Origin of the sequence: Bradyrhizobium sp. LA6.8, from assembly GCF_040547935.1 — a bacterium.
Lineage (GTDB): Bacteria > Pseudomonadota > Alphaproteobacteria > Rhizobiales > Xanthobacteraceae > Bradyrhizobium > Bradyrhizobium barranii.
Window position 1 is genome coordinate 220,767 of the sequence record NZ_JBEPQQ010000012.1, and the last position, 22,221, is coordinate 242,987.

Here is a 22,221-nt window from a genome sequence, read left to right on the forward strand (position 1 = left end):
TTCCAACGGATCGACGGGCTCTCGTGGCGCCAGTTTGGCCCGCCAAGCGTGAACCGGCGGGCCCGGTCTTTAGCGCCTTGAGCGGCACCAAGAACGGGCACGACTGGACCAAGCGCTACCCGCGCATCGTCGAGACCGCCCTACAGAACCGGCAGAAGCGCTTCGTGATCGACGGCGAGGCCGTGGTGCTGACCATGACGGGCCTGCCCGATTTCGACGCCCTGCACTCCCGCAGGCACGACGACGAGGTCCAACTCTACGCCTTCGACATCCTGGCGGGCGACGGCGACGACTACCGGCTGGCGCGCCGCCCCGAGGGCATCTTCACCGCACCCTATGAGCAGGGCGAGATCGGCCCCGAGCTGTTCCGGCACGCCTGCCTGCACAGGCTGGAGGGCATGGTGTCGAAGCACGGCGACCGCACCTATCGCGCCGGGCGATGCGACCACTGGATCAAGGTCAAGAACCGCAAGCACCCGGCCTTTCACCGCGTTCGAGATCGGGTCTCGCCCCCAAAAAAAATAACCCCCGTGCCGGATGGCACAGGGGTGTGAGGGTCGAGGCGTGCCATGACGCTCATGGCCTGCCTCCTATTTGATGCAGCGTTCGAGCATCGCGTCGCGCCGGGCAATCGCATTGCCGACCTCCCGCAATGTGAACGCGAAGCCGATCAGCACCGCCAGATTGATAATCAGGATCGCGAGCAGGAACGGTGTCGCCCGCATGGTTTCGACAACCTGTTTGGCGATCTCGCTCATGGCCTAGGTGTACTGTCCGCCCGTGCTGCTCGCGCCTGCGATGCTGCCGGGGAAGTAGGTGGCGCCGCCGCCGCCTGTCGCGATGACGCCGTTCGAGGTTGCGGCGTAGCGTGGCCCGGTCACGGTCGCGCCCGCCGGGTTGAACGTCATGCCGGATGTGTAGAGCACGCCGCCCTGGTTGGCGTAGGCAAAGCCTTGGCTGAAATTGAGTGTCCCCGTCAACGCCACAACGCCAGCGAGGAAGTTTGCCATATAGCCGTTGTTGACGGACAACAAATGGAAGCCCGCGTCGCCGCTGATGGAGTAGTTGCCGGTCGCGGCAATGATCGCGGACCCGCTCGCCCGCATGTGAGCGTAGCCCTGATTGAACGTCTGGAAATCAATCTTCTGGAAATAGATGACGCCGCCGCTGCTCGCATCAAAGCCGCTCCCGCCAGAGGTGGCGCGTATCCGCATGCCGCGCAAATGCCACGGGCGCACATTGTCGGAAATGAAGGCCGACGACCCGTTGCCATCCACCACAACATTGCTGGGTGTCGTTTCGTCGCCGACGATGATGGGCGCAAGCGCGCCGATATAGTTTTTGAGTAGGTTGCCACCGTTGAGATTGCCGCCGCCAGCGGGGCGCACGATGACGGTCACCTGATAGATCGAGAGATCGAGCGCGGCGATGACATCGATGGCCTTCTGGATCGTCAGGAAGGCGCCGCCAGCATTGTCCGCCAAGCCGGTGTTGCCGTTGTTGCCATCCGAGCGGACGTAATAAGTGCGCGCCGCCGTCAACATCTCGCGGACGATTGGCGCGGCTGGCACGGCCGACCACGCGAGGCTTTTCCGGCCGTAGAGGATGCCGTCATTCGGCGCCTCAGGAATGCCGCCGCCTGTTACGGCTGTCCACGCCGCATTTTTGCGGCCATAGGTGGTGCCATCGGATGGTGCATCCGAGATGCCGCCGCCAAGCAGCGAGATCGGCAATTGTGCATATTGCCCGGTCGCGGGATTGAAAATCAGGGCATAGGTGGCCCCGGCTGGAACGGCGCCGATGGTCAGGAAATCGTTGTAGTCGAGATCAAAATAGTAATCGCCGTTCTGCCTGGTGACATCGATACCGGCGCGGCCGATCACCTGCGCAGGAAAACGCGGTGACACTTTCAGTTTGATGGCGCGCGGTTTGACGCTGAGGAACGGAACACTCATAGACGGGCCTTGATGTGGGAGAGCACAGCCGCCTCGTTCGGCAGCGCCAGCACGGACTGGTACACTTCGACCCACAGCACGAAGTCGGCCTGCTGCGCGATCCGCAAGGTCAGCGCGTGGGTGTAGCCGTCGAGCACCCCGGCCGGGATCGGCCGCAGCAGGTTGGACACCGCCATCACGCCGCCGAGGCTGTGTTCGGTGTCGATCATCGTTGCGGCCGTGCCGTCAGCAAGCCAGTCCAAATAAGCCGGATCACTCACCCCCACATAGTCGCGCAGCTTGGACGAGTAGACCTGCAAGCCATCGCCACCGACGATCCAGTACCAGTCAAAGACATTGTAACTTTTGCTCATGTGTATTGCCCGCCTGTGAGAACCGAGCCCGCCACCGTCCCCGGAAACAGCGTGCCTGAGCCGGTGTCGCTGATGACGGAATTGGTGACGGCTGTGTAGCGCTGGCCGGTCACCACAAATGCGCCGAGACTAAACGTCGTGGTAAAGGCGCTGATATAGCCGAGCGTTCGCGCATTCGCCGTGGCACTGCTATAAGTCACGTTCGCGCCAATCGTGAACGCGGCGCCGTTGAGATACAAATAACCGCTGACTTCGGCGAGCAGCAGGCCAGCGCCACCCGTCAGCACCTTATGCGCGCCCTGAATTTGCAGCCGACCAAAACTAGAGACATAGATGCGATAGTTGGCGCTGGTGCCCGCCCACTCGCAATTGTTCAGCGTGACAAGGGTATACGAGCCAACAGCGACATCCTGTCCCGCCGAGGATTGCAAGCGAAAGCCGTTGAAAATGAAATTTCCGCCGTTAACTGCCGCAGCCCACAGCGCTGGCGAGCCTGCGATAATGATATTGCCCGGCGTAACGTTGTCGCCGTTAAAGGTGACGTTGCCAGAACCGAGATAGGATTTCAGGAGCAGTTGCGCATAGGTGCCGTTCGCGACCGTGACGACGTTGTTGAAAATGCTGTTGTCCGTCGCAGCAATGACATCCATCGCCTTTTGCAGCGTGGCGAATGCGGTTCCGGTAGTTAGGCCATTATTGGCATCGCTGCCCGTCGCAACGTTGACGAACAAATTACGATCCGCCGTCAAAACGTTGCGGACATTGATCCATGCCGCACTACGCCGCGCATAGGTGCTACCATCGTTCGGGGCATCCGCGAGCCCTGCGGGCACGGCCGACCACGCTAGATTTTTCCGGCCGTAGAGTGTGCCGTCATTGGGCGCGTCCGCAAAGCCACCACCGAGCAACGCAATCGGCAACTGCGCATATTGCTTCGTTGCCGGATTGAAGATCAGGGCGTAGGTCGTCCCGGCCGGGACGGCGCCGATCACCGGAAAGTCGGTGTAGTCGAGATCGAGGAAATACTCCCCGTTCTGCTTGGTCACGTCGATGCCAGCGCGCCCGGTCAGCTTCGATGGAAACTGCGGCAGAACCTTCAGCTTGATGGCGTCGCTCATTGCTGGTCGATGCCTTCCATCACGTTGACGTTGCCGATCACGAGCTGCACCGTGCGGTCGTCGCGCGAGATGCGGACGCCGACGTTGTAGGCGCCAGGGCACAGGCCGCTCATCTGATCGTCAGAAAAATCCCACTGGAAGGTGCCGACATGGGGCAGCGTGATCGAGCCGTCGTCGGTCGAGGCTTTCAGCCGCACGCCACCGTGCTCATCAGCGACGCTCAGCGTCACCCGGCAACCGGTGATGTCGATGGTGTCGCCGCTCTCGGCGTCGGTGAGCACGATGGCTTCGGACCAGTCACCGCGATTGGAGGTGGTCGCGAAATACCCGGTGTACATGGCGCCTCACAATTTGATGTAGAGCGTGACAAGCATCATCGGCTGGGTGACCGAAATCGGCGAGCTTGAGCCGCCACCGACCGAGCCGGTGAACGTGGATGCGGCCTGCGAGGCGGTGATGGTTGCGCCAGTGTTCTGAAACGAACCGCCCGGCGAGCTATTGGAGATGAGGTTGCCGCCACCGAGGAATTGCGCGTTGTGGCTGATACTGATGGCGCCGTTGCTGATGACGCCCGATGGCGTGATCGGCGGAAGATTGGCGAGCGCCAGCGCTCTGGTTTCGGCGCCGCTGGCGGCGCCAAGCTGATCGGGGTTGATGCCGAAATAGGTTAACGTCAGGCGCCCCGCGTCGGTGCTGCCCATGGCGCCGAGACCGGCGAGCGTGCGCCCGCGCGCGTCGGGCGTGCCAATCGTCTTGTTCGCCGCCCAATCCGCCGCCGACGACGCGCCGCGCGACGGCGACACCGGCAATGTGCTGTCACCATTCCAGAGAAAATTGAACAACGCTTGGCAGTCCGAATTGGCGCGCTCCGAGGCGCCCGACGTGGCCGAGCCGATGGTGCGCCCGTTCATGCGGACGAAACCGGCGAGCACGCCCGTTCCGTAGAACGGCTGGATCGCGCCGGTCTGGATCAGCGTGGTCGGATCGACGCCGCCGCCACCGCCGCCGCCCGCGCTGGGGCCGATCACGAGAACGCCGTCACGCGCGAGCTGGGTGACGCCGAACTTGTCGTCGAGCCGAACCTTGATGTAGCCGTCCGCCAGGAAGAACTGCGGCACCCGGCCTGCGGCGTCCAGCTGGATCGGGTTCGGCTGCAGGATGGTCAGCGACGCATCCTGATAGGGCTGCTGCGGCGTGCTCACCGTGCCCGCCTGAATGATGTAGAGCAGCGCACCAGACAGCGGTTTGCCGAACTCGTCGAACTGCTGGGTGAGCGAAAGCGGGATGGTGCCTGCCATCTGTGCCTCAACAAAAAGCCCGCCAGAGGCGGGCTACTGATCGCGGTTTGGTGAAACGTACATTCGCGGGACGCGGCCGATCTGGCGCGACGCCTCCAGCGCCGGATAGCCGACCTGATCCATGTAGCGCTGCGCGACGCCGAGCGCGTGCGAGCCCTCGCCGACGAGACGCGGCGAACCCGCCGCGAGCGTCGCCGGGATCAGCGCGAGCGAGCCGACGTGCCCGCTGGCGAGATCGCCGAGCGCGTGAAACAGCTCGACGCCGCTCGCCGCCTGCGCGAGCCCGCGAGGTGCCAGCGAATTGAGCGACGCGCCCGCGATCTTGTCGGTGAGCTGCGGCGCGCCTGCAGCCTCGAGTTGGCGCACCATGTCGGCGCGCTTGACGAAATTGGTGTTGACGTTGTTGCGCATGATCGAGGTCAGCTTGCGCAGCGCGGCATCGACCGGCGCATTCGGCTTGCCGATCAGCGTGCGCTCGATCTCGCGCAGCGCGGTCGAGTAGCGCTCGTAATTCGCCATCGTTTTCGCGTAGGTCGGGTCTTGCTTGACGATGGTGCCATTGACCGCGTCGTAGAGATCGCCAGCGATTTTGCGCGCCGCCTTGTCCTCGAACGGGATCTTCCCGAGCACGTCTTCGTAGACGACCTTCTTCAGCTCGTCGAAGCCTGCGGGCGTGTGGAAGAAGGCGGGGTCGCGGCCCTTCCACTCGTTCACGAGGTCCACCAGCTTGTCGCGGATCGGCAGCAGCTCCTGACGCGGCCTGCCGTGATAATTGACGATGTTGTCGATGCGGTTCACCGCCGCGTCGATGTCGTTGAACCGCAGCTGCGCCGGGTTGGCGCGGGTCGCGGCCATCTCGCGCTGATAGGTCGCCTGCGCGTCGCGCTTCATCTGGTCAGCGGCGCTGCGCGCGTCGGTGACGATCTCGTCGATGGGCGCGTTGCTGCGCATCTGCGAGGTCAATGCCTCCGACGCAGCACCGCCCTCGCGGCCTGCCTGCCGGGCGGCTGCAATCGCGTCAGGGCCCGCGCCGGTCGTGACGCCGAGCGCATAGTCGGCCATCTTCACCGCGCCAGCCGCAGGCTTCGTCACCAAATTGAGCGGATCGACAAAGCGCCCCGCCGTGCCCGCGACCTTCGCGGCCTTGCCGGCGAGACCCGGCAGGCGCGCCAGCGCGGTCTCGCCGCCCGTGAGCACGGTCGAGATGTCACCGAACACACCGGCAGGGTCTTCCGCCAGGGCGCGCTTGAAGCCTTCCGTCGAGCCGTAGCGGTTGGCAAAATACTGGTTCACCGCGTCGGCATACTGGGTGTGCTCGTCGCCCGAGATCAGGCCGCCCTTTTCGAGGTAGCCCTGCCCGACATTCTTGATCGCGGTCGCGGTGTCGATGGGATGCAGGATCGGCTGCACGATGTCGGAGACGAAGTTGCCGATGCTCGACGGCGCGTTCTGCAGGGCAAGACCCGGCACATCCGACCACGACAGCGGCCCTTCAGGAACGGCGGGCGCAGCAGCGGGCGGTGCCTCGCTGGCAAGTGGAGCGCTCTGCCAACCGCCGCCAGTGACGACGGGTGCGTCCTGCCAGCCCATGTTCACGGCTTCCTTCGCGGTTTGCCATCCGGCCCGACGAACAGCGTGTTGGGCGGCAGCGCGTCATACTCGGCGTCGGTCGTGATCCGCTTCGCGCCCTGCGCTGGCGCTGCAGCTGCTGGAGCCGGTTCGGCAGCAGGCGCAGCTGACGGCGCAGTCAGCAGATTGCCGCCACCCCTCCCCTTGCCGAGCAGCTCGCCCATCGTGCTGAGGTGCCGCTCCAGCCCGTTGATCTTGGAGGTGATGGTGAAGGTCGTGTCACGCGGCGTGATGCGATACTGCTGCGCGTTCTGCTCTGCCTCCGTCTGGCTCATGCCCGCGCCGGTCAGCAGGCGGATCAGGCTCTCCGCGCCCGCGTCGAGCATGCGCTTGGTCTCGCCGGGCACCCCGACATTCGCGATTGCCTTCGCGTGGTTCTGCCAGTTCTCGATGCCGACATCACCGCGCGCGACGCGTGCGCGCAGATCGGGCAACGTGCCCATGAACGATTTGGCGAGACCGATGCGCGCGACGATCTCGTCGCCGATCTTCTCGGGGGTCGCGCCGGGGATCGGCTCAACGCCCTTGGCGTGGTCGTTCGGATCGAGCCAGCGGTAGTTCGCCGGAAGCTTGCCGCCCTTCCCGCCCGCGTCGGCGCCAGCGCCACCGATGTCAATCGGGCCTTCGGCGCCCTGCTTCTTCACGCGCACGAGCCGTTCGTTGCCGCTGTCGTCCTTGACCGTCTTCACCTCGTAATCGTTCTTCACGTCGCGCATCATGATCTCGGAGCGACCCGTGCGGCTGTTGGTCCGCACCAGATTGTCGCCGACCACCTTGAAGTCGTAGCTGCCGGGATCGAGCTGCTTCTGCACGAGGCCGATGGCGAGCGGTCGCGTCAGCGGATTGCGGGCGAGCGCCGCCAGCTGCTCCGGGCTGATCGCCGGGGCCTGCGGCTGGTCGCTGACGAGCGCGCCGACCGCGCTGTTGCGCACCTCGTTGAAGGCGAGCGCATTGCTCTGCGGCGCGACGCGCGACGCGCCCGATGTGATCTCGGGCGGCAGGCCGAGATTGCGGTTGAAACGATCCGCGTAGGACGACACCGAGGTGCCGAGGATGTCGCGCGCGTTCGGATTGTTCATGCCGCGCTCGCCAGCGAACCACGCCTTGGCGGCGACGGTCGGGCCGTACTTATCGACGAGGCGGCCGAACTCGCCCTTGTAGACCGCGTCCTGCGCTTGCGGATTGATCAGGAACTCGCGCGGCGTCAGTCGCTGGCCGTAATAGCGCTCCGTCCACTCGGGGACGTTCGCACCCATCACCTGATAGCGGCCGAAGGCGCGGTCGCCGGTCTTCGTCTGCGGGCCGACCAGCCGGTAGTTGCCCTGCGGACTGCCGCTCTCGATGGCGGACGTTGCCTGCGCATAGCGCGCCATGGGATCGCCCGCCTGCGCGACAGGTGCAGCAGCCGCCAGCGCAGGTGCGACAGGCGCAGGTGCAGCAGGTCCGGCCACGGCAGGCTCATCCGGGGCGGCAGGCGTACCCGGCCACGGCGGCGGCTGCGTGGTCGGGACCGGCGCGGTGCCGCTGCGGAGCGGATACTGGCCGAAGGTCTGGGCCGCCGCCTGGTCGAACCAAGGCGGCGGTGCCGTGACGCCCGGCGGCACGGTCGGGCCCGGCAGTCCAGTCGCCTCCTGCGGACGCGGGCGGGGCAGCGGGATGCGCTCCGCGACGGCGGGGCCTGCCGGTGCAGCGGCGACCGGCGGACTCCCCACGGGCGGCGGCTGAGTCACCTGAGGGCCATTCTGCTGCTGGCCCTGCTGGCCTGTGCCGTAGAGCTGCGCGATCAGGCGCGCAGCCTCCTCCTCCTCGCGGTTCTTCCGCAGCGTCTCGCCGATGCGCACCAGCGGTGACCAGTCGATCTCGCCGATGAAGGAGCCCGGCATGTCATACCGGACGGGATTGATCGCCATCGCCGGTCTCCTAGCCGAAGCCGAACATGCCGCCCAACTTGGTCAGGCCCTGCCCGAGCGGCGAGCCTGAGAAGTTGTAGGAGCCGCCAGAGTAGGCGCCGCCACCACCGCTGCCGCCGAAGCTGGAGCCGAGGCCCGGCATACCGAACGCCGCGCCCGCGATGGACAGACCCGCACCGAGCAGGTTCTTCGCGCCAGCAGCCTCACCCGCCGCCTGCTGGTTGTTCGCCGCGACGTTGGTGTTCATGTTGTTGCCGTAGACGTTGGTCTGGTTCTGGCCGTAGGTCTGCGCAAGGTTCGCGAGGTTGGTGTAGCCGCCCTGCTGGCCCTGCGCCGCCGCCGCCGTGTACTGGCCGCCCATGCCCGCAGCACCCTGCAGGCCCGCCATCCACGGCTGGTACTGCGTCTCGTAGAGGTTCTTGGTGATCCAGTTGCCGGTGTCGATGTCGGCATTGCCGCTCGCATACATGCCGCCGATGGCGCGCCTGCGATCGATGGCATCGAGCGCGGCGTTCTGCGTCAACTCGTAGCCGGGCGTGGTCTGGAAGACCGACTGCGCGCCCTTCGCGGCGTCGGTGCCGTTGACGCCGAGCGCGTTCATCCAGACATCGCCTGCGGCGTTGTATTTGGTGCCGAGCGCGGCGAGCGGGTCGTAAGCCGAGATGCCCTTGTTGAGCGCGGCAATGCCTTCGCCGTAGGTGCTGTTGAGCGCATCAAGCGACGAGGTCTGGTACTGGGCCGCGAGCCGCCGGTTGGCTTCCGCAGCTTCGCGTTCGGCACCACCGCCGAACAGCGTGTCAAAGAAACCAGCCATGTCAGTTTGCTCCAGCCTTGAACTGGCCCTGTGTCGCGTCCCAGATCAGCACCTGATTGTTGGCAATCGAGGTGACTGTCGGCGGCGATGCGGGTGGAGAGGTCGGCCGCGAAAATTCGATGTAGCCGAACAGATTGACGAAGCCCTCGATCACCTTGAGCTTCTCGTACCAAGTCGGGTTCATGGTGCCGTCAGGCAAAAGGATCGGCACGTTCTGCGCGGGCAGCGAGAACTTCGTCCTCATCGCAGCTTGTCCCCGAGCATGTCGGCGCCCATGAACGCGAAGTCCACGCCAGCGCTCTCCTCGAACCGCCAGCGCACGCCCTGCACTTCTGCCTGTCCCCAGATCGAGGCGCGCACCCTCCCGTTGGTGATCGCCTGCCGCCCGATCTTGACGTTGCGCGGGTTCGACCAGTTCTGACCGCCGTTGCGGGAGATCGAGATCGCGATCTCGACATTGGTCTCGTCGGGGTCGTGACCGGTCGCGTCGCTCGCGCCCTTGGTCAGGTACAACTCGATGGCGTTGATCCGCACCGCGTTGGGGAATGAACCGAACGGGCCGGTCTCGATCCGCATGTTGATCGGGTTGCCCAGCTCCTTGCGCACCTGCGCGCTGATCTCGCACAGGTTCGCGCCGTCGCTGTCGCCGCACAGCCACTTGTTGAAAGCCTGCACGGGATAGAGGCCGCGCCAATATTGCTGCAGGTACGAGCGCCGCTCGTGCCATGTGTTGAGCGTGGTGTCGAAAATCCAGCACCACGCCGCGCCCTGGACAACGACGAAGCCGTGGCCGCGCGAGTTGAACACGCCGACGCGAATGTTGCTCTTGACCGGTTCGCGCTCGATCAGCGTGTCGATGTCGGAGTTGGAGATCGGCACGCACTCGTAACCGTTGAGGCGCGAGACGCGGTAGTCGTCGCCGACGAGGAAGATGCCCTTGCCGAAACCGTCCTCGCTACCAGCAATCGCGGCGGGCCCGACGAGGCCGCGCCCGATGGTCGCGATGTAGGAGAACGGGTAACCGCTGTCGTTCGCGCCGCCCCACACCTCCAGCGAGGTCGAGCCGCACAGCAGCAGCTGGCCGTTGGCGACCGGCACCGGACGGTAGAGCGTGTCGGGCTTGCTCTCGGCCGTCGCCGAGTTGAGCACGTTGATGGTGGTGACGTTGACGTTCGAGGTGCGCGTGGTGCCGTTGCCATAGGTGAAGACGAAGAAGCCCTTGTGGAACACCACCGCGTTGGGCTGGCCGACATTGGCGTCGGGATAGGTGACGACCTGACCGCTGCCGTTGATCCAGAATGCGCCGTTACCCGGCGAGACAAACACCACGTCGGGATTGGCGGCGTTGTTGCGCGCACCGAACACGATCTCGCTGCCGGGGATCGCGCCCGGCAGCAGCGTGCCCACGCCGCCTGCGGCCGACCACGAATAGACCGACGTGCCGAACACGCCATAGAAGCTGTTGTTGACCAACACACCGCCACGGAAGCGGCCACTCGGCGTCGTGCCGAACGCGCTGAGGCCCGGCACCCTGAACCAGCCATACGGCTTGCCAGCGGTCTCGGGCAGCTTCTCCGGGTAGCAGTTGAGCACGCGGCCTCCTGCGGCCTGCGGCTTGAGACCCGGCGCTGTCAGGAGGGGAAACGGGACATCGCTCATCAGAAGTAATTCACCGCCAGCACCTCATAGGTCGGCGTCTGCGCGATGAGGTAGCGCAGCCGCTGCTCGTGCTGCTGCACCGCCATCAGATCGAGCGGCTGGTTCGAGAACTCGGCCGCCGCGTAGATCGCGACGAGGCGCGCCATGGTCTCGAACACGAGGTTGGGGATTTCGTCGCGGTCGGAGATGGCGACGATCTTGTTGATCTCGGCGATCACGTCGTCGATGCAGCGGTCGATGGTCGCGTGCTCGACATCGCCGAGCGCCTCGCCCGGCACATACTTGCCGAGGATCGCTGCGGCCTTGTTGATCAGCTCCTCAGAACTGTGGGTCTCTGCCATCACGGCACCAGCTTGATCGGGATCGAGAACGGCGCGGCGCCAAACACCGCCAGCGCGATGGCGAAGGCGCGCTCCGCAGGCTGCGTCACCGGCAGGTCGCGCGTGCCCGAGCGAAACTTGATGAAGTTGGCGGCGGCGAGATAGTCGGCCGGAACGATCACCGCCGTGCCCGCCACGACGACGGATTTCAGCTCGATACCCTTGTTGTCGAACACATCGTTGAAGAACAGGCCGTCGCTGGAACTCTGGAACGTCAGCGGCGCGTTCAGCCAGTCGGCGGGCATGGTGAGCCGCACGATCTTGCCCGCGCTGCAATCGACAGCGTCAGAGAGGCTCTCGCCCGCCGCAATCGTCGGGCCGTTGATGATCTCGATGGCCACGGTGCCTCCCAAATGAAAAGGGCCGCTCAACGGCGGCCCTTCTTCACCTTTTTCCTCGCCTTCGGCTTAGCGGTGCGCCTTGCCGATGTGCTCGTCCTTGGTTTCGGTTTTCGGGCCCTCCTTGGGCTCGTCGCCCTTGGAGACCTCCTTCGGCGGCGTGTAGTCGCTCACGCCTTCGACCTTGAGCATGCCGCCCGCCTTCTCCAGGCGCGCCATCAGCGCGTCGTCGCAGACCACGGTGTCAGCCTTGCCGGTGACGAGCGTGGTGCCGCCGATGTCCAGCGTCTTCGCCTCGCCCTTCGGCGCGGTGTACGTCACAGTTGCTTTCTTCATCGCGTTTCCCTTTACGGTGTGCGTTCCACATGAAACAGGAAAAGCGCCGGGCCGAAGCCCGGCGTTCCCTCACTTCATGTAGCCTTCCAGCAGCAGGTTGATCGTCGGTGTCGGGCCGAGACCCGCTGCCGCCACCGTTGAAGTCAACAGGATGTCGGTGTCGTCGGTGAACTCGTAGCCGACCGAACCGGCGACCAGCGCAGGCATCGCGCCGCCCGCCTGTCCCACCGCGTTGGCGGCGAAGAAGCGCGCGTTGTTGCCAGCGTCACCGAGCGCCACCATCAGGGCCGCGCCGGTATCGAGATCGCCGACCGTGCCGCCGATGGACTGCAGGATGAAGCCCTTGGGCACACGGGCGATGGCCGTCTGTGCGTTGAGCGCAACGTCACCGGCAACTAGCGTGATGGTGGGACCGCCGAACACCTTCTTGGTGCGGGCGAAACCCTGACCGCCAGCCTGCGGCTGACGGTATGCAGTGCGAGGAGCCATGATCATGATCTCATCGTTCGAGAAAAATCAGCGCGGGCGGGTCCGTCCACGCTGTCGCGTTTTGGCAGGTTTTGGCAGGTTTCGATCAGGTCGTGGCGACGAAGCCGGTGACCATGCCCCAATCGACGAGATCGCCAACCGTCGCGCCGGACACCGTGAGCGGTGCCTTGGCGATCTTGCCGATGCCGTATTGCGCCTCGATGCCGAGGCCGGTGACGAAGTCGTAGTCGCCGTCCTCCAGCTGCGTCGGGCGCGGCATCTGGCCGGTCGCATAGGCCAGCGCGGCCTGACCGCACAGGAAGAACGGCTCGACGTTCGCCGACGCGGTGCCGATGGTGCCGAGGTTCAGACGCTGCGTGATCTCGGGGATGTTCTTGTAGAGAACACCGTCGAACAGCAGCGCGCCGCCAGTGAAGATCGGGTTGGTGCTGGTGGGGTTGCCCTCACGCGCACGCGCGTCACGGTTCGCCTGGTACATGACGGGATCGTTCTGCAAGCTGCGGAACCCACCGTCGCCGAGGAAGCAGACGAACATTTCCTCGTCCAGCTCCTCGATCTCCCACGGCGTGATCTTGGGGCGGCCGTTGTAGACGCCCGGATTGGCCGAGGAGACGCCCGACTGCTTCGCCTTCTGCTTGGCAAGCGAGCCCACTGCCGCCGTCATGATGTCGGCGGTGGTGTCGAGCAGCAGCGCCGCCGCCGCGAAGGTGGACGGCACCGCCGAAGCGGCCACCGTGCCGAACTGAACGCGGTCGAGGTTCGCGTTCATCCAGTTGTCCTTCTGCGTCGCGGTCGCCGCCGACCACTTGATGCCGTTCACGCGGTTGCCGGGAACGCCGAAGCGGTTCGCCTGCACCGACGCGGTCGGGATCGAGAGCAGCGCGTCCGTGATGTCATCACGAACGACACGGCGTGCCCAGCCGCGCAGAAGATCGCGCGCGGTCGAGCGGACGTTGAACGAGGATTCCTTGTTCGACGCGCGGTTGTTGGCGACCGCGTTGCGGGCCCAGTCCGCCCACAGCGGGAAGCCGTAGCTGTCGAGCATTTCCTCGTTGCCGCGCAGCGTGCCAGCGCCGACGCCGTCACCAGACATCTGGTTGACGAGTGGGACGTTGACCTGCTTGCCGTCACTTTCGAGATCGGCGAGCCGCACGATGACGTTCGTGGAGCTGTCGCCCATGAACGGATCGAAGCGCGAGCGCCGCAGGAAGTCCGAGATCACCTGACGGCGAAACTTGATGACCTCGTTATTGACGTGGTTGGACGTAAGCATAGCCGCTCACCATTGGGTGATGCGCGGCGCGGTCGGGATCGCGAGAGCGACCCGGTGTTCAGCGCCGCTTTGCCTGAGTTGCGGCCCGGAACAGTTCTGCGTCGGAGGGTTCGACGACTTGAGCGTCGCCTCCACCGGCACCGATGTTGCCGAGCGATGGAGAGGCGACCGCAGGCTTGACTGGGCGAGCGACGTGTTGACCTGTCGCTGCCGCTTGACCTTTCGCAGCTTCAATGACGCGAGCCCGGTACTCGGGATCGGCCAGTGCTTCTTCGAGAATGCGCTTCCTGTACCCGTCGAGATCACCACCGATATTGCGCAGCGTCTCGCCGTCCTGATGCCACTTGACGATGACACCGTAGGGATCATGCGAACTCATTGCGCGCTGGTAGGTGCTCCACGCGTGCGGATCACCGCGCTGCATGCCCTGTTCAAGGGCCTGCCGTGCGGAGCCCACCTTCTCCTCGCCATGCCGCTGCATGGCGAAGTCCAGAGACATCGCTTCGCGCTGCATCTGGAATTGCGTGTGGATGTTTTCGAGGTACGGCTTCAGCTCCTGCTGCACGAACCCCGAGGGGTTCTCGAACAGGTCAACGCCCTTGGGCTGCTCGCGCTGCTGCTGTGGCGGCGCTTGCCGCGCCAGCAGCTGCATCTGGGCCCGCAGATCGTCGCGTTCACGTTCGGCCCGGCGCCGCGCTTCAGCCTCCTCGCGCAAGCGACCCGGCGGGACCGGGGCGTTGTCGTCGGTCTTGGCTTCCTTCGGCTCAGTCTTCGGTTCGGTCTTCACGTCCGGTGCCAGGGCGACCGGTTTGTCCGGCTCCTTCACGGGTGGCGGGTTCTCGAACTTGTCGAGCGTCTCGGCTTCGACAGCCGCGTTGAACAAAGCATTCTCGTCGAGCGCGTCAGCGCCCTGCGTTATGTCAGTCATTGCCTTGTGGTCTCCCCGGAATGTCGTTTCCGGCAAACGTGGCCCGGCTATCGCGACGAGCGGCGTGGCGAGACATCCCTCTCGCTGGGCGACGCGATCTCGCTCGCGTCAGGCGTGGTGCGCGATTTCGTTCACGCGGACGAAGGGTGTTGCGGGCACGGGGACAGGCCGCGCCCGCCCGTCACCGGCCTGCCGCAGAACGACAGGAACGCGGCGACGGTTTTCTATTGTTGTGCAGTCTGACGACGCGCGGCAGCGAAGCGCGCGACGCGCTCGCGGCTGTCGCGATCTTCAGCGCGGTGGAAGTCGTCCACGCGCCGGTCGAGATTGCGGTGATAGTCGTCCAGACCACGGCTCGCGATCTGGTCGATGCTCTGCATGAAGCGATCAGCGTGACGCTGCGCGTGATCGGCGAGCAGCTGCAGCGGCGTGACGCGGTCCTTGTTGCGCAACGCCTCTGCCGAGGCGCGCTTGTGCTCCGCGGTCGCCTGCGTCTCCGCGATGTTGGCGAGCTGCTCCGCGTAATCGAGCGGCGTTTTCGGTTCGGGGCCGCCGTCCGGCATGCCTTCGGTGCGCGCCTTGGCGATGTTGAGCATACCTGCGGTCTGCGCCTTGCCCGCGTCGGCCTGCGCCTTGCCCGCCTGCGCGTTGGCGAGAGCAGCTTCGGCCATGGTCTTCTGGATGATGGCGTTCTGCGCCGCCTGCTTCGCCGGGTCGGGCTGCGCCAGCATGCCGAGCAGCTTCTTCTTCTCGGACAGCGGCAGGTTCGACGCCTCGATGATGAGCTGCGGCGGCACCGGCACGTTGTTCTGGTTCAGCGACATCAGCAGATCGAAGATGTCGCCCATCACCGTCTCGGTGTCCGGGCCCTCATCGACCTTGATCTCGACATCGATGTTGCCGAGCACGTTGACCAGCATCGGGCGGCCATACGGGTCCAGCTCGACGCCGTTGATCTGCATGAACTGCGCGACGTTCTGGTCGCCGGTCACACGCAGGAAACGCTCGCCGGTCCAGTAATGCTGCGCGGCGACCCAGCAGGCGCGGTAGCGCTCCAGCTTCCACATGCGGAAATTCTTCAGGAACGGCCCCAGCTCCGCGAGCCCGGCCTGCTGCAGCAGGTTCGCCGCGCGACCGGAGACGTTCTGGCCAAATTCCTGGATCAGCTGCTGGTTCGGGCCGAAGCTGTCGATCTCGGTCTTTGCGTCCTGATAATACTGCGTCTGCTGCAGGAACTCCTGTTCCGGCTGCAGCACCTCCAGTGCCTTCGGGTCTCCGGTGTAGACCAGCACGCCGTCAGGCCGCGCCGCCTCGCGCCGCGTCACCTCGATGTCGTCAACGGCACCCTGCGCGATCTTGAGCTGCCGGGTGTTCATGATGTGGATCGCCTTGGAGCGGTGCTGGTTGAGCCCGTCCTGCGGTCCCTTGAGGCGGCGCACGAAGCCGTAGTGATCGCCGTCGATGTCGATCATGTTGGCGAAGGCGTGATACTTGGAGATCGACAAGCCGCGTTCGTTGAAGAACTGGCTCTCGCCGCTCTTGATCTCGACGTTGCCCGTGTGCAGGCACCAGCGCCACTGCTCGCCGCGCTTGTACCAGTGATCGATCAGGCGCACGCGGCGGCGGCTATCGACCCAGAGGTTCTCGCGGTCGGTGTCGAACGCGGTCCAGTAGCCGCCGTCGCTGTCGAGATGCTCCTTGACGAGCTCCGACGCGCCGTCGGCGAGCGCGTCCAGCTCGTCGATGTCCGCCCATTTGTAGACGCCGTGAAAGCGGGTGTCGCCGAAGTTGGACCGCAACGAGCGCGGGTCGTAGAAGAACGTGCGCGGGTCCACATAGACGAAGCGCAGATCGGGGTCGCCCTTGTCGCCAGGCACCAGCATCAGCTCATCGATGCCGATGCCATGCACCAGCGCGTCGCGGCAGCACTCCACTTCAAGGTCTTCGGCGAACGAGGCGTCGTTGATGGTGCGGATCACCTGCGTAGCGACCTCAGCCCCCTGCTCGCCGTTCGGCGTGTTCGGATAGCATTTCGGGTCGGTGCGTAGGCGGCGGATGGTGCCCGACAAGCTGTCGATCTTGCGCCCGGTGCGGTCGAAGGTGATCGGCGGCTGGTGCCGCTTGCGCAGCACCTTGAGCTGTTCTGGCGTCCACTGATCGACGTGATAGTAGCGCCACGACTGCCGTTGCTCCTCGATCTCGCGCGATTTCGCCGAGCAGTAATCCTCGAACTCACGACGGCGGATGATCAGTTTCGAGGAGGCTGTGTCGCTGGGACTCTCGTAGCTCACGTAGTTTGCGACAGCCGTGTCGAGATTGATCATAGCGTCATGGCATCCACATTGTTGTTGCGTTTCACCGAGCGGTAGCCGTCATCCGGCAGCTTGACGGTTGGCGCTGCGCCGACGCGGCCCTTCACCATCTTGTCGAGCAGCTGGCCGACGAGGCCGAGCGCGTCGCCCTGGTCGTCGTGCTTGCCAACCCACAGGTTGAGAACTTCCGCGAAGAAGTCCGCCGCCCACGGCGCGTTCTTCGGATAGAAGATGCCGTCGAGCGCGAGCCGACCTTGGATCGAGCGGGCGCGCACCGCCTTGTCGCCGCGCGTCGGAAACTGCTCGCGGTTGACCCACACGCGTCGGTCGCGCATGCGACGTTCAAGGAAGGGGCCGACCGACGCCTTGATCTGGCCGGTCTCCTCTGCCCATGCGAGCGGCTTGTACTTCTCGACCAGATCGCAGAACGCATCGATCCAGACATCGGTCGTCCTCTGACCGCGCCAGATGTCGAGCAGATAGAGATTGTTCATGTGATCGACGCCGATCACGACATGCACGGTGAAGTCGCCGCCGTTGTCGGTCACCGCGTAGTCGCTCGCGCCGTAGCAGCGCATCAAGGTGTGCGATGGCACGATGTCGAGCGGCTTGAACCACTGGGTCTTGAAGAAGTCGCCCTCGTCGGGAGCCGGCGCCTGCTGGTACAGCGCCGACCACACGCGCGGCGGCGTCGTCTCCTTCAGCTCGCGCAGCTGTTCGCCATAGCCGTAGGCATCGTCGCCCCACAGGAACTCGCCGGGCGCACGGCCGAGCTGGTCGTTCGCCTTCGCCTCAGCGGGCAGCGAGATCACTTCCCACGGCTGATGATTGAGGCAGCGGCCCGCGAGATCGTCCTCGTGCCAACGCGTCTGGATCAGCAGCTGACGCGCGCCGGGGATCAGGCGGGGCCGGAAGTCGTAGAGGTACCACTCCCAGAGCCGCTCGCGGATCGCCTCGCTGTCGGCGTCCTCGCGCGAGCGCAAGGGATCGTCGATCACGCCGAACAGCGCGCGGAAACCGGCGATGCCGATGCGCGCGCCTGCCGCGAGATACTCGCCGCCTTCCTTGATCGCCCAGCGGCCCGCCGCCTGGTTCTGGTCGTCGGGCGTGATGCCGAGGATCGAGGAGTGCTCCGCGATCAGGTTGCGGACGCGGCGGCCCCAGCGTTCGGCCAGCTCCGTGGTGTGCGAGGCCGCGAGAAACTGCGCCTTCGGAAACTGCGACATCGCCCACGGCGGAAACAGCACCGAGGCGTAGGTGGATTTCGCCGAGCCCGGCGGCATGAAGATCGCGAGGCGCGGGATGTCACCCCGCGCAAGGGCCTCCAGCTTTTCGATCAGCAGCAGGTGGTGACGGGCTGGCGTGTAGCCGTTTGCGATGCACCACTCCGCGAGAGACGCGCGAAGCAGTTTTCGCCGGAGGATTTCCCCTGCGGCGTCTTCCGCCGAGATCATGATTGCTGAAGAAGCGGCCCATCAGATCGAAGGCCGCCCGGATTTCCTGCTCGTTCGCCACGCCATCATGAACGTGGGATACAAAATGCGGCATCCCGATCAAGCGACCCAGCCGCTTGGCCGACATCCCGGTGATGTCAGTGAACGCATCGACCACTGACATAAGCGCAAAGTGGTGCCGCTCTTGTTCTTGTGGCATTGCGGGCTCCCCTCCCAAGGGAGAACCATCAAACGCCAAACATTACGAACTCGCAACAATTACGATGCGCCCGGTGCAGAAGTCGCATGGACCGCATCGCCGCTTGACAGGCGCACAAAGTACGAGAGTGCGCAGCGGCAGTTGCGCGAATTTATTACTCGCTCGCCTCTCGGGTGAGCGCCGCGTCGTACTCGCGGAGCAGATCGATGATGTACTGCTCCTCAGGCTCGATCACTTCAGGCACCTCGCCCCACCAGTTGATGGCGATGAAGCCTTCGGCGAGCTTACCGATATGTTGATCCCTGATGGGGAGCAGTCGCGCTAATGCCGCTTCGTGCCCACTCAGGCGTACCAATTCCGCCAGCAAGACCGAAGATAGCACTTCGGGCTTGGTCGATTGAGATGTCGCCACGGTCGTAGGCCCCCCAGATGTCGTCAACGGCAGCATTATTCTTAGCCGTTTTCCACTTCGCGGGGAATAGCTCGCGCACCGGCTCCCACGTTGCGGACTGGCCCGCGCGCGGGATCAGGCCGACGTTCTCGGCAAACTGCCGGGTGGCATCGTTGACCAGACCATAGGTGCCCTTGACCCCGGTGATGGCGCTGGAGCGCGCGTTCACCGAACCGGCCGGGCCGCCGGACGCCAGATGCTGGATCACCGCCTCCGACGCGCCGGACAATGGCCGCATCTGCGCCGCAGCCACCTGATGGGTGTCCGCCGTCACGTCGCCGAAGCGCGGGTCGTTCGGCACCTCGATGTTGTTGTAGAACGAGCGCACTTTGTGCTTCTCGCCGAGCAGCGGCGAAATGATGCCCATGTCACCGCCCGAGCGGATCGCGCGCACCGCCTTGTCAATGTCGCCGAACGTGCCCCACGCCACCTTGCTGGGATCACCGGACATCGTGGTGATGAAATCACCATAGTCGCCTTCCGGCAGGACCGAGCGATAATTGCGCGTGTTGTGCGCCTCGTCGAAGGCGCGCACGAACAGCGCCGCGTTCTTCGGATCGACCTGATCGAGCCGCTTGCCGGTGATCTCGCGCAGCGCATCTTCAGCGCCAGGCGCAGCCATCACCTTCGGCTGCGACCTGATCCAGTTGACCATGTCGCCGGTCGCGCGCGGGTTGTCCATGACGATGTCGCCGACGCGCTCGCCGAGCGTGGCGTTCATGAACCAGTCCTTTTGCGGCGACAACGACGCCAGCGCGGCCGATGCGCTCTGACGCGGGATGCCCCAGCGCTGCGCCATCGCATCGGAAATGCGGTTCGCGCCCTCGTACCAGTGCGGCGCGCGCGCCTTCATCTCGCCGGGCGAGTTTTCGTACAGGAAGCGCATGTTGCCAGCGGCCTGATCGACATAGGCGCGCGCCGCCTCGTCGGGCGACATGCCCTGCAGCCGCGCGAAGCCGGGATAGCGCGACAGCAGCGAGGTGTTGTGCGCGAAGCCCTCCGGGTCCGCCCTCATCTCATCCACGCCAATCGACAGGTGCTGCCGCAGCGGGTCTTCCGTCGCCTTCACGGCGGTCGGGAAACGCGTCGAGACGCGCAGATCACCGGCAGCGATAGGCACGCGAGCTGCTTCACGGGCGCCCTTGGCAGCCACGCCGAGCGCAGCCAGCGGCGTCGCCAGCATCATGTCGCCGCCGAGCCCGAGGGTCTGCAGCGCCGCGTCGCGATAATTGCCGCTGAGGAGGTTGCGGCCGAACGACGGCTGATAGCCGCCCCTGAAATCCGGCAGCAGGCCGAGCACGTCGGCGATGCCAGCGCCGGGGACGAGCCCCGCCGCCATCGAGGCGGCGTCGGCGCCACCCTCCAGCGCGGAATTGCGGCGCACATCCGATTTCACGGAGCGCCGCATGCGAGCTGCTGCCGCTCCGGCTGCGTCCTGCGTCAGGTTGCTGAGCGGTTCGGACAGGTTGGGCCGGTAGCGGATACGGTCGAGGGGGCCGTATTCGTCCGCCATCGCTGTGTTACCTCTGCCCTCGTTCGCTCATCTTTCAGATCAATCACCGTGACACCCGCAGCGCGGGCCTGCCTGCACATATCTGCGGTGCCGTCGCCGCCAGGAAACGCGACCACGAGCTGCGGCTTGCCCTCGGCCAGCATCTGCTTGTTGCGGATGGGCCCGGCGCTGTTGCCGTGCAGCCGCCAGTGCGCCGGAAACATCTCGACCGGCACCTTGTGCTCGCCCGCCCAGCGATGCGCGCAGGTGTCCGCGCCCCTCGCCCTGCCATGGATCAGCAGCGTGAAGCGGTGGAGGTCGTGCAGCATGTCGAGATACTTCTTGACCGCCGCGTAGTTTTCGAAGGTACGACCGCCGCAGACGATCACGTTCATTGCGTGCGCTCCACCCTGATCACGCCACGTCGGCGTAGAGCGGCGGCGGTGCGGCTGCGCAAGGAGTGCTCGAACCCGCGCCTGTCGCCGCGCATCAGCTTGGCGAACAGCAGGTCGATCACTTTCTGCTCCTGCGCGGAGCGATATTTGCGCAAGTCGCACACGAGACGCAGGTCGCGGTCGTGCGCGGACTCGGTCATGACGGCAGCTCGCGCGCGATGGCGTCGGCGAGCGCGTGGACATCGATCACCCCGATCACATCGAACTTGTCGGGCGTCTCGACAGGCACGAGGGAGACCTTGCGGTCGCGCTGTTGGCGCTTCAGCTCATCGCGGATCGTATCGATGATCTGATCACGCGTCAGTGTCGCCATGACCCGCCTCGATGATGTCCCACACCTCGCTGATGGCGAGCATGAAATCTTTCTTCGGCATGCCATCGCGGAGCGCCATCACAACCATCGCGTCACACAGGATCGCAGCGGCGTCGCTGTGGGCAATACCATCAGGCAACGCATCGACGACACGCTTCTTGACGGCGTCGTACTCGTCGTCGGTCATTATGCGAGCCTCTTGCGCGCGTCGATGATCGAGACGTTCTGCGCGAGCAGCTTGAAGGTCTGGATTGCGCCCGCGCTGTTGGCGAGCGCGCGCCAATCGACCGGCAGCTGGTCGCTCAGAAACCGCGCGACGTGCGGCGAGAGCTTGTCGATGTCGTGCTTGCGCAGAAACATCTTCACCGCTTCGACGCTGTCGATGTTCGGACGGAGCGCGGACGGGTTGAGCTGGAAGATCACCTGCTCCAGCACTGCGACGCGGGCCTCGAGCCGCGCGATCTGGGCGTTGAACTGGCTGCGTTCAGTCATGACCCAACGCCCTCCGCGCGATTTCTCCGACCGACGTGACGACGTGGCGCATGCAATGCGCTGAGATGCTGTCGAGGCTGATGCCTGCAGCTTCCAGCGCGGCGCGCGCCTTCTTCAGATCGGGTTCGGGCAAAACAGAGAGGGGATAGGCTTCAGACCACTGCACAATCGACTGCAGTCCGTCTTCCATCGCTTCGCAACGCTCGCACATCATCGTCTGTCCTCGATGATTGGAGCCGGGTCAGTGCAGATTGGGCTGGGGGGCTGAGGCTGCACTGCCCGACAAGGCCCCGATGACACCACCGCAGGGGCGGCCTAAAGCGGCATGTCGGGGCTTGCAGAAAAGTACGCACAATTCGCCCATGTCGTAAAGAGTTCGACTTAGGGATTTTTGGCGCAATGCTCAGAAACTTCGCGCACACGCCAACTCTTGCGAGCGCAGTATGCGCGTAGCTCGTTATTCGTCTTCCCGATTGCCCATTTCAGGATCGGCGCGGCCTCCGTGACCTTGCCGTCCTCGACGACGAGCCCGGCACAGAAGTGCGGCGCGGTGATCTGGAGGAGCATGGTGGT

29 protein-coding genes are annotated in these 22,221 nt (G+C 65.1%); 2 read left to right on the forward strand and 27 right to left on the reverse strand.

Annotated features, from left to right (window positions below; translation table 11 throughout):
- Positions 1-77: 77 nt before the first annotated feature.
- Complete coding sequence (locus tag ABIA90_RS40355; protein ID WP_354121562.1) at positions 78-554, forward strand: DNA ligase-like domain-containing protein; 477 nt, start codon at positions 78-80, stop codon at positions 552-554.
- A gap of 36 nt (positions 555-590) precedes the next feature.
- Here the strand turns inward: ABIA90_RS40355 and ABIA90_RS40360 are convergent, their stop codons facing one another.
- The 19 genes from ABIA90_RS40360 to terL form a co-directional block, all read right to left on the reverse strand.
- Complete coding sequence (locus ABIA90_RS40360; protein ID WP_354121561.1) at positions 591-758, reverse strand: hypothetical protein; 168 nt, start codon at positions 756-758, stop codon at positions 591-593.
- 3 nt (positions 759-761) lie between these two features.
- Positions 762-1,955 (reverse strand): hypothetical protein, encoded by a 1,194-nt coding sequence (locus ABIA90_RS40365; protein ID WP_354121560.1) that lies wholly within the window; start codon positions 1,953-1,955, stop codon positions 762-764.
- Positions 1,952-2,308 (reverse strand): hypothetical protein, encoded by a 357-nt coding sequence (locus tag ABIA90_RS40370; protein WP_354121559.1) that lies wholly within the window; start codon positions 2,306-2,308, stop codon positions 1,952-1,954. The genes ABIA90_RS40365 and ABIA90_RS40370 overlap by 4 nt, the downstream gene beginning before the upstream one ends.
- Positions 2,305-3,426 (reverse strand): hypothetical protein, encoded by a 1,122-nt coding sequence (locus ABIA90_RS40375; RefSeq protein WP_354121558.1) that lies wholly within the window; start codon positions 3,424-3,426, stop codon positions 2,305-2,307. Before ABIA90_RS40375 ends, ABIA90_RS40370 begins: the two co-directional genes overlap by 4 nt.
- On the reverse strand, positions 3,423-3,764 hold the full coding sequence (locus ABIA90_RS40380; RefSeq protein ID WP_354121557.1) for a hypothetical protein: 342 nt from the start codon (positions 3,762-3,764) through the stop codon (positions 3,423-3,425). Before ABIA90_RS40380 ends, ABIA90_RS40375 begins: the two co-directional genes overlap by 4 nt.
- Positions 3,765-3,770: 6 nt before the next feature.
- Positions 3,771-4,724, reverse strand: a complete 954-nt coding sequence (locus tag ABIA90_RS40385; protein ID WP_354121556.1) for a hypothetical protein — start codon at positions 4,722-4,724, stop codon at positions 3,771-3,773.
- Between the two features lie 33 nt (positions 4,725-4,757).
- Positions 4,758-6,314: a hypothetical protein gene (locus tag ABIA90_RS40390; RefSeq protein WP_354121555.1), complete on the reverse strand. Its 1,557-nt coding sequence runs from the start codon at positions 6,312-6,314 to the stop codon at positions 4,758-4,760.
- A gap of 2 nt (positions 6,315-6,316) precedes the next feature.
- Positions 6,317-8,263 carry a hypothetical protein gene (locus ABIA90_RS40395; RefSeq protein WP_354121554.1) on the reverse strand — a complete coding sequence of 649 codons (1,947 nt, stop codon included), beginning with the start codon at positions 8,261-8,263 and terminating at the stop codon, positions 6,317-6,319.
- Between the two features lie 10 nt (positions 8,264-8,273).
- Positions 8,274-9,077, reverse strand: a complete 804-nt coding sequence (locus ABIA90_RS40400; RefSeq protein WP_354121553.1) for a hypothetical protein — start codon at positions 9,075-9,077, stop codon at positions 8,274-8,276.
- 1 nt (position 9,078) lies between these two features.
- Complete coding sequence (locus ABIA90_RS40405; RefSeq protein WP_038953735.1) at positions 9,079-9,321, reverse strand: hypothetical protein; 243 nt, start codon at positions 9,319-9,321, stop codon at positions 9,079-9,081.
- Positions 9,318-10,736, reverse strand: coding sequence for a packaged DNA stabilization protein (locus ABIA90_RS40410; protein ID WP_354121552.1), 1,419 nt, complete (start codon positions 10,734-10,736; stop codon positions 9,318-9,320). Before ABIA90_RS40410 ends, ABIA90_RS40405 begins: the two co-directional genes overlap by 4 nt.
- Positions 10,736-11,077 carry a hypothetical protein gene (locus ABIA90_RS40415; protein ID WP_354121551.1) on the reverse strand — a complete coding sequence of 114 codons (342 nt, stop codon included), beginning with the start codon at positions 11,075-11,077 and terminating at the stop codon, positions 10,736-10,738. The genes ABIA90_RS40410 and ABIA90_RS40415 overlap by 1 nt, the downstream gene beginning before the upstream one ends.
- On the reverse strand, positions 11,077-11,457 hold the full coding sequence (locus tag ABIA90_RS40420) for a hypothetical protein (protein ID WP_354121550.1): 381 nt from the start codon (positions 11,455-11,457) through the stop codon (positions 11,077-11,079). The genes ABIA90_RS40415 and ABIA90_RS40420 overlap by 1 nt, the downstream gene beginning before the upstream one ends.
- 66 nt (positions 11,458-11,523) lie before the next feature.
- Entirely contained in the window at positions 11,524-11,790 is a 267-nt protein-coding gene (locus ABIA90_RS40425; protein ID WP_354121549.1) for a hypothetical protein, read from the reverse strand.
- A 69-nt stretch (positions 11,791-11,859) separates the two neighbouring features.
- On the reverse strand, positions 11,860-12,279 hold the full coding sequence (locus ABIA90_RS40430) for a hypothetical protein (RefSeq protein WP_354121548.1): 420 nt from the start codon (positions 12,277-12,279) through the stop codon (positions 11,860-11,862).
- Positions 12,280-12,364: 85 nt separating this feature from the next.
- The gene (locus ABIA90_RS40435; RefSeq protein WP_354121547.1) at positions 12,365-13,552 is read right to left on the reverse strand and encodes a phage capsid family protein; all 1,188 of its coding nucleotides are present in this window, start codon (positions 13,550-13,552) and stop codon (positions 12,365-12,367) included.
- Between the two features lie 58 nt (positions 13,553-13,610).
- Positions 13,611-14,480: a hypothetical protein gene (locus ABIA90_RS40440; RefSeq protein WP_354121546.1), complete on the reverse strand. Its 870-nt coding sequence runs from the start codon at positions 14,478-14,480 to the stop codon at positions 13,611-13,613.
- Positions 14,481-14,704: 224 nt separating this feature from the next.
- Complete coding sequence (locus ABIA90_RS40445) at positions 14,705-16,804, reverse strand: portal protein (RefSeq protein WP_354121545.1); 2,100 nt, start codon at positions 16,802-16,804, stop codon at positions 14,705-14,707.
- Complete coding sequence (gene terL / locus ABIA90_RS40450; protein ID WP_354121544.1) at positions 16,801-18,246, reverse strand: phage terminase large subunit; 1,446 nt, start codon at positions 18,244-18,246, stop codon at positions 16,801-16,803. The genes ABIA90_RS40445 and terL overlap by 4 nt, the downstream gene beginning before the upstream one ends.
- Between terL and ABIA90_RS40455 the strand changes: the two genes are divergently transcribed.
- Positions 18,245-18,406, forward strand: a complete 162-nt coding sequence (locus ABIA90_RS40455; protein ID WP_155257989.1) for a hypothetical protein — start codon at positions 18,245-18,247, stop codon at positions 18,404-18,406. The genes terL and ABIA90_RS40455 overlap by 2 nt on opposite strands.
- 323 nt (positions 18,407-18,729) lie before the next feature.
- Here ABIA90_RS40455 and ABIA90_RS40460 read toward each other — a convergent pair whose 3' ends face one another.
- The 8 genes from ABIA90_RS40460 to ABIA90_RS40495 all read right to left on the reverse strand — a co-directional run bounded on the left by ABIA90_RS40460 (position 18,730) and on the right by ABIA90_RS40495 (position 22,215).
- Complete coding sequence (locus ABIA90_RS40460) at positions 18,730-20,409, reverse strand: DUF7178 family protein (protein WP_354121543.1); 1,680 nt, start codon at positions 20,407-20,409, stop codon at positions 18,730-18,732.
- Entirely contained in the window at positions 20,337-20,783 is a 447-nt protein-coding gene (locus tag ABIA90_RS40465; RefSeq protein WP_354121542.1) for a DUF2493 domain-containing protein, read from the reverse strand. Before ABIA90_RS40465 ends, ABIA90_RS40460 begins: the two co-directional genes overlap by 73 nt.
- The gene (locus ABIA90_RS40470) at positions 20,780-20,983 is read right to left on the reverse strand and encodes a hypothetical protein (RefSeq protein WP_354121541.1); all 204 of its coding nucleotides are present in this window, start codon (positions 20,981-20,983) and stop codon (positions 20,780-20,782) included. Before ABIA90_RS40470 ends, ABIA90_RS40465 begins: the two co-directional genes overlap by 4 nt.
- Positions 20,980-21,156: a hypothetical protein gene (locus tag ABIA90_RS40475; RefSeq protein WP_354121540.1), complete on the reverse strand. Its 177-nt coding sequence runs from the start codon at positions 21,154-21,156 to the stop codon at positions 20,980-20,982. The genes ABIA90_RS40470 and ABIA90_RS40475 overlap by 4 nt, the downstream gene beginning before the upstream one ends.
- Positions 21,137-21,343 carry a hypothetical protein gene (locus tag ABIA90_RS40480; RefSeq protein WP_354121539.1) on the reverse strand — a complete coding sequence of 69 codons (207 nt, stop codon included), beginning with the start codon at positions 21,341-21,343 and terminating at the stop codon, positions 21,137-21,139. Before ABIA90_RS40480 ends, ABIA90_RS40475 begins: the two co-directional genes overlap by 20 nt.
- Positions 21,343-21,648, reverse strand: coding sequence for a hypothetical protein (locus ABIA90_RS40485; protein ID WP_354121538.1), 306 nt, complete (start codon positions 21,646-21,648; stop codon positions 21,343-21,345). The genes ABIA90_RS40480 and ABIA90_RS40485 overlap by 1 nt, the downstream gene beginning before the upstream one ends.
- The gene (locus ABIA90_RS40490) at positions 21,641-21,862 is read right to left on the reverse strand and encodes a hypothetical protein (protein WP_354121537.1); all 222 of its coding nucleotides are present in this window, start codon (positions 21,860-21,862) and stop codon (positions 21,641-21,643) included. The genes ABIA90_RS40485 and ABIA90_RS40490 overlap by 8 nt, the downstream gene beginning before the upstream one ends.
- Before the next feature lie 167 nt (positions 21,863-22,029).
- Positions 22,030-22,215 carry a hypothetical protein gene (locus ABIA90_RS40495; RefSeq protein ID WP_354121536.1) on the reverse strand — a complete coding sequence of 62 codons (186 nt, stop codon included), beginning with the start codon at positions 22,213-22,215 and terminating at the stop codon, positions 22,030-22,032.
- Positions 22,216-22,221: the final 6 nt, after the last annotated feature.

Coding starts and splice junctions, on each gene's coding strand:
- ABIA90_RS40375 (WP_354121558.1), bottom strand. CDS start 3,426: ATGAGCGACGCCATCAAGCTGAAGGTTCTGCCGCAGTTTCCATCGAAG.
- ABIA90_RS40490 (WP_354121537.1), bottom strand. CDS start 21,862: ATGATGTGCGAGCGTTGCGAAGCGATGGAAGACGGACTGCAGTCGATT.
- ABIA90_RS40425 (WP_354121549.1), bottom strand. CDS start 11,790: ATGAAGAAAGCAACTGTGACGTACACCGCGCCGAAGGGCGAGGCGAAG.
- ABIA90_RS40475 (WP_354121540.1), bottom strand. CDS start 21,156: ATGGCGACACTGACGCGTGATCAGATCATCGATACGATCCGCGATGAG.
- ABIA90_RS40395 (WP_354121554.1), bottom strand. CDS start 8,263: ATGGCGATCAATCCCGTCCGGTATGACATGCCGGGCTCCTTCATCGGC.
- ABIA90_RS40365 (WP_354121560.1), bottom strand. CDS start 1,955: ATGAGTGTTCCGTTCCTCAGCGTCAAACCGCGCGCCATCAAACTGAAA.
- ABIA90_RS40480 (WP_354121539.1), bottom strand. CDS start 21,343: ATGACCGACGACGAGTACGACGCCGTCAAGAAGCGTGTCGTCGATGCG.
- ABIA90_RS40495 (WP_354121536.1), bottom strand. CDS start 22,215: ATGCTCCTCCAGATCACCGCGCCGCACTTCTGTGCCGGGCTCGTCGTC.
- ABIA90_RS40400 (WP_354121553.1), bottom strand. CDS start 9,077: ATGGCTGGTTTCTTTGACACGCTGTTCGGCGGTGGTGCCGAACGCGAA.
- ABIA90_RS40370 (WP_354121559.1), bottom strand. CDS start 2,308: ATGAGCAAAAGTTACAATGTCTTTGACTGGTACTGGATCGTCGGTGGC.
- ABIA90_RS40465 (WP_354121542.1), bottom strand. CDS start 20,783: ATGAACGTGATCGTCTGCGGCGGTCGTACCTTCGAAAACTACGCGGCG.
- ABIA90_RS40485 (WP_354121538.1), bottom strand. CDS start 21,648: ATGACTGAACGCAGCCAGTTCAACGCCCAGATCGCGCGGCTCGAGGCC.
- ABIA90_RS40430 (WP_354121548.1), bottom strand. CDS start 12,279: ATGGCTCCTCGCACTGCATACCGTCAGCCGCAGGCTGGCGGTCAGGGT.
- ABIA90_RS40415 (WP_354121551.1), bottom strand. CDS start 11,077: ATGGCAGAGACCCACAGTTCTGAGGAGCTGATCAACAAGGCCGCAGCG.
- ABIA90_RS40460 (WP_354121543.1), bottom strand. CDS start 20,409: ATGGCGGACGAATACGGCCCCCTCGACCGTATCCGCTACCGGCCCAAC.
- ABIA90_RS40385 (WP_354121556.1), bottom strand. CDS start 4,724: ATGGCAGGCACCATCCCGCTTTCGCTCACCCAGCAGTTCGACGAGTTC.
- ABIA90_RS40405 (WP_038953735.1), bottom strand. CDS start 9,321: ATGAGGACGAAGTTCTCGCTGCCCGCGCAGAACGTGCCGATCCTTTTG.
- ABIA90_RS40445 (WP_354121545.1), bottom strand. CDS start 16,804: ATGATCAATCTCGACACGGCTGTCGCAAACTACGTGAGCTACGAGAGT.
- ABIA90_RS40470 (WP_354121541.1), bottom strand. CDS start 20,983: ATGACCGAGTCCGCGCACGACCGCGACCTGCGTCTCGTGTGCGACTTG.
- ABIA90_RS40455 (WP_155257989.1), top strand. CDS start 18,245: ATGATTGCTGAAGAAGCGGCCCATCAGATCGAAGGCCGCCCGGATTTC.
- terL (WP_354121544.1), bottom strand. CDS start 18,246: ATGATCTCGGCGGAAGACGCCGCAGGGGAAATCCTCCGGCGAAAACTG.
- ABIA90_RS40360 (WP_354121561.1), bottom strand. CDS start 758: ATGAGCGAGATCGCCAAACAGGTTGTCGAAACCATGCGGGCGACACCG.
- ABIA90_RS40410 (WP_354121552.1), bottom strand. CDS start 10,736: ATGAGCGATGTCCCGTTTCCCCTCCTGACAGCGCCGGGTCTCAAGCCG.
- ABIA90_RS40390 (WP_354121555.1), bottom strand. CDS start 6,314: ATGGGCTGGCAGGACGCACCCGTCGTCACTGGCGGCGGTTGGCAGAGC.
- ABIA90_RS40380 (WP_354121557.1), bottom strand. CDS start 3,764: ATGTACACCGGGTATTTCGCGACCACCTCCAATCGCGGTGACTGGTCC.
- ABIA90_RS40435 (WP_354121547.1), bottom strand. CDS start 13,552: ATGCTTACGTCCAACCACGTCAATAACGAGGTCATCAAGTTTCGCCGT.
- ABIA90_RS40440 (WP_354121546.1), bottom strand. CDS start 14,480: ATGACTGACATAACGCAGGGCGCTGACGCGCTCGACGAGAATGCTTTG.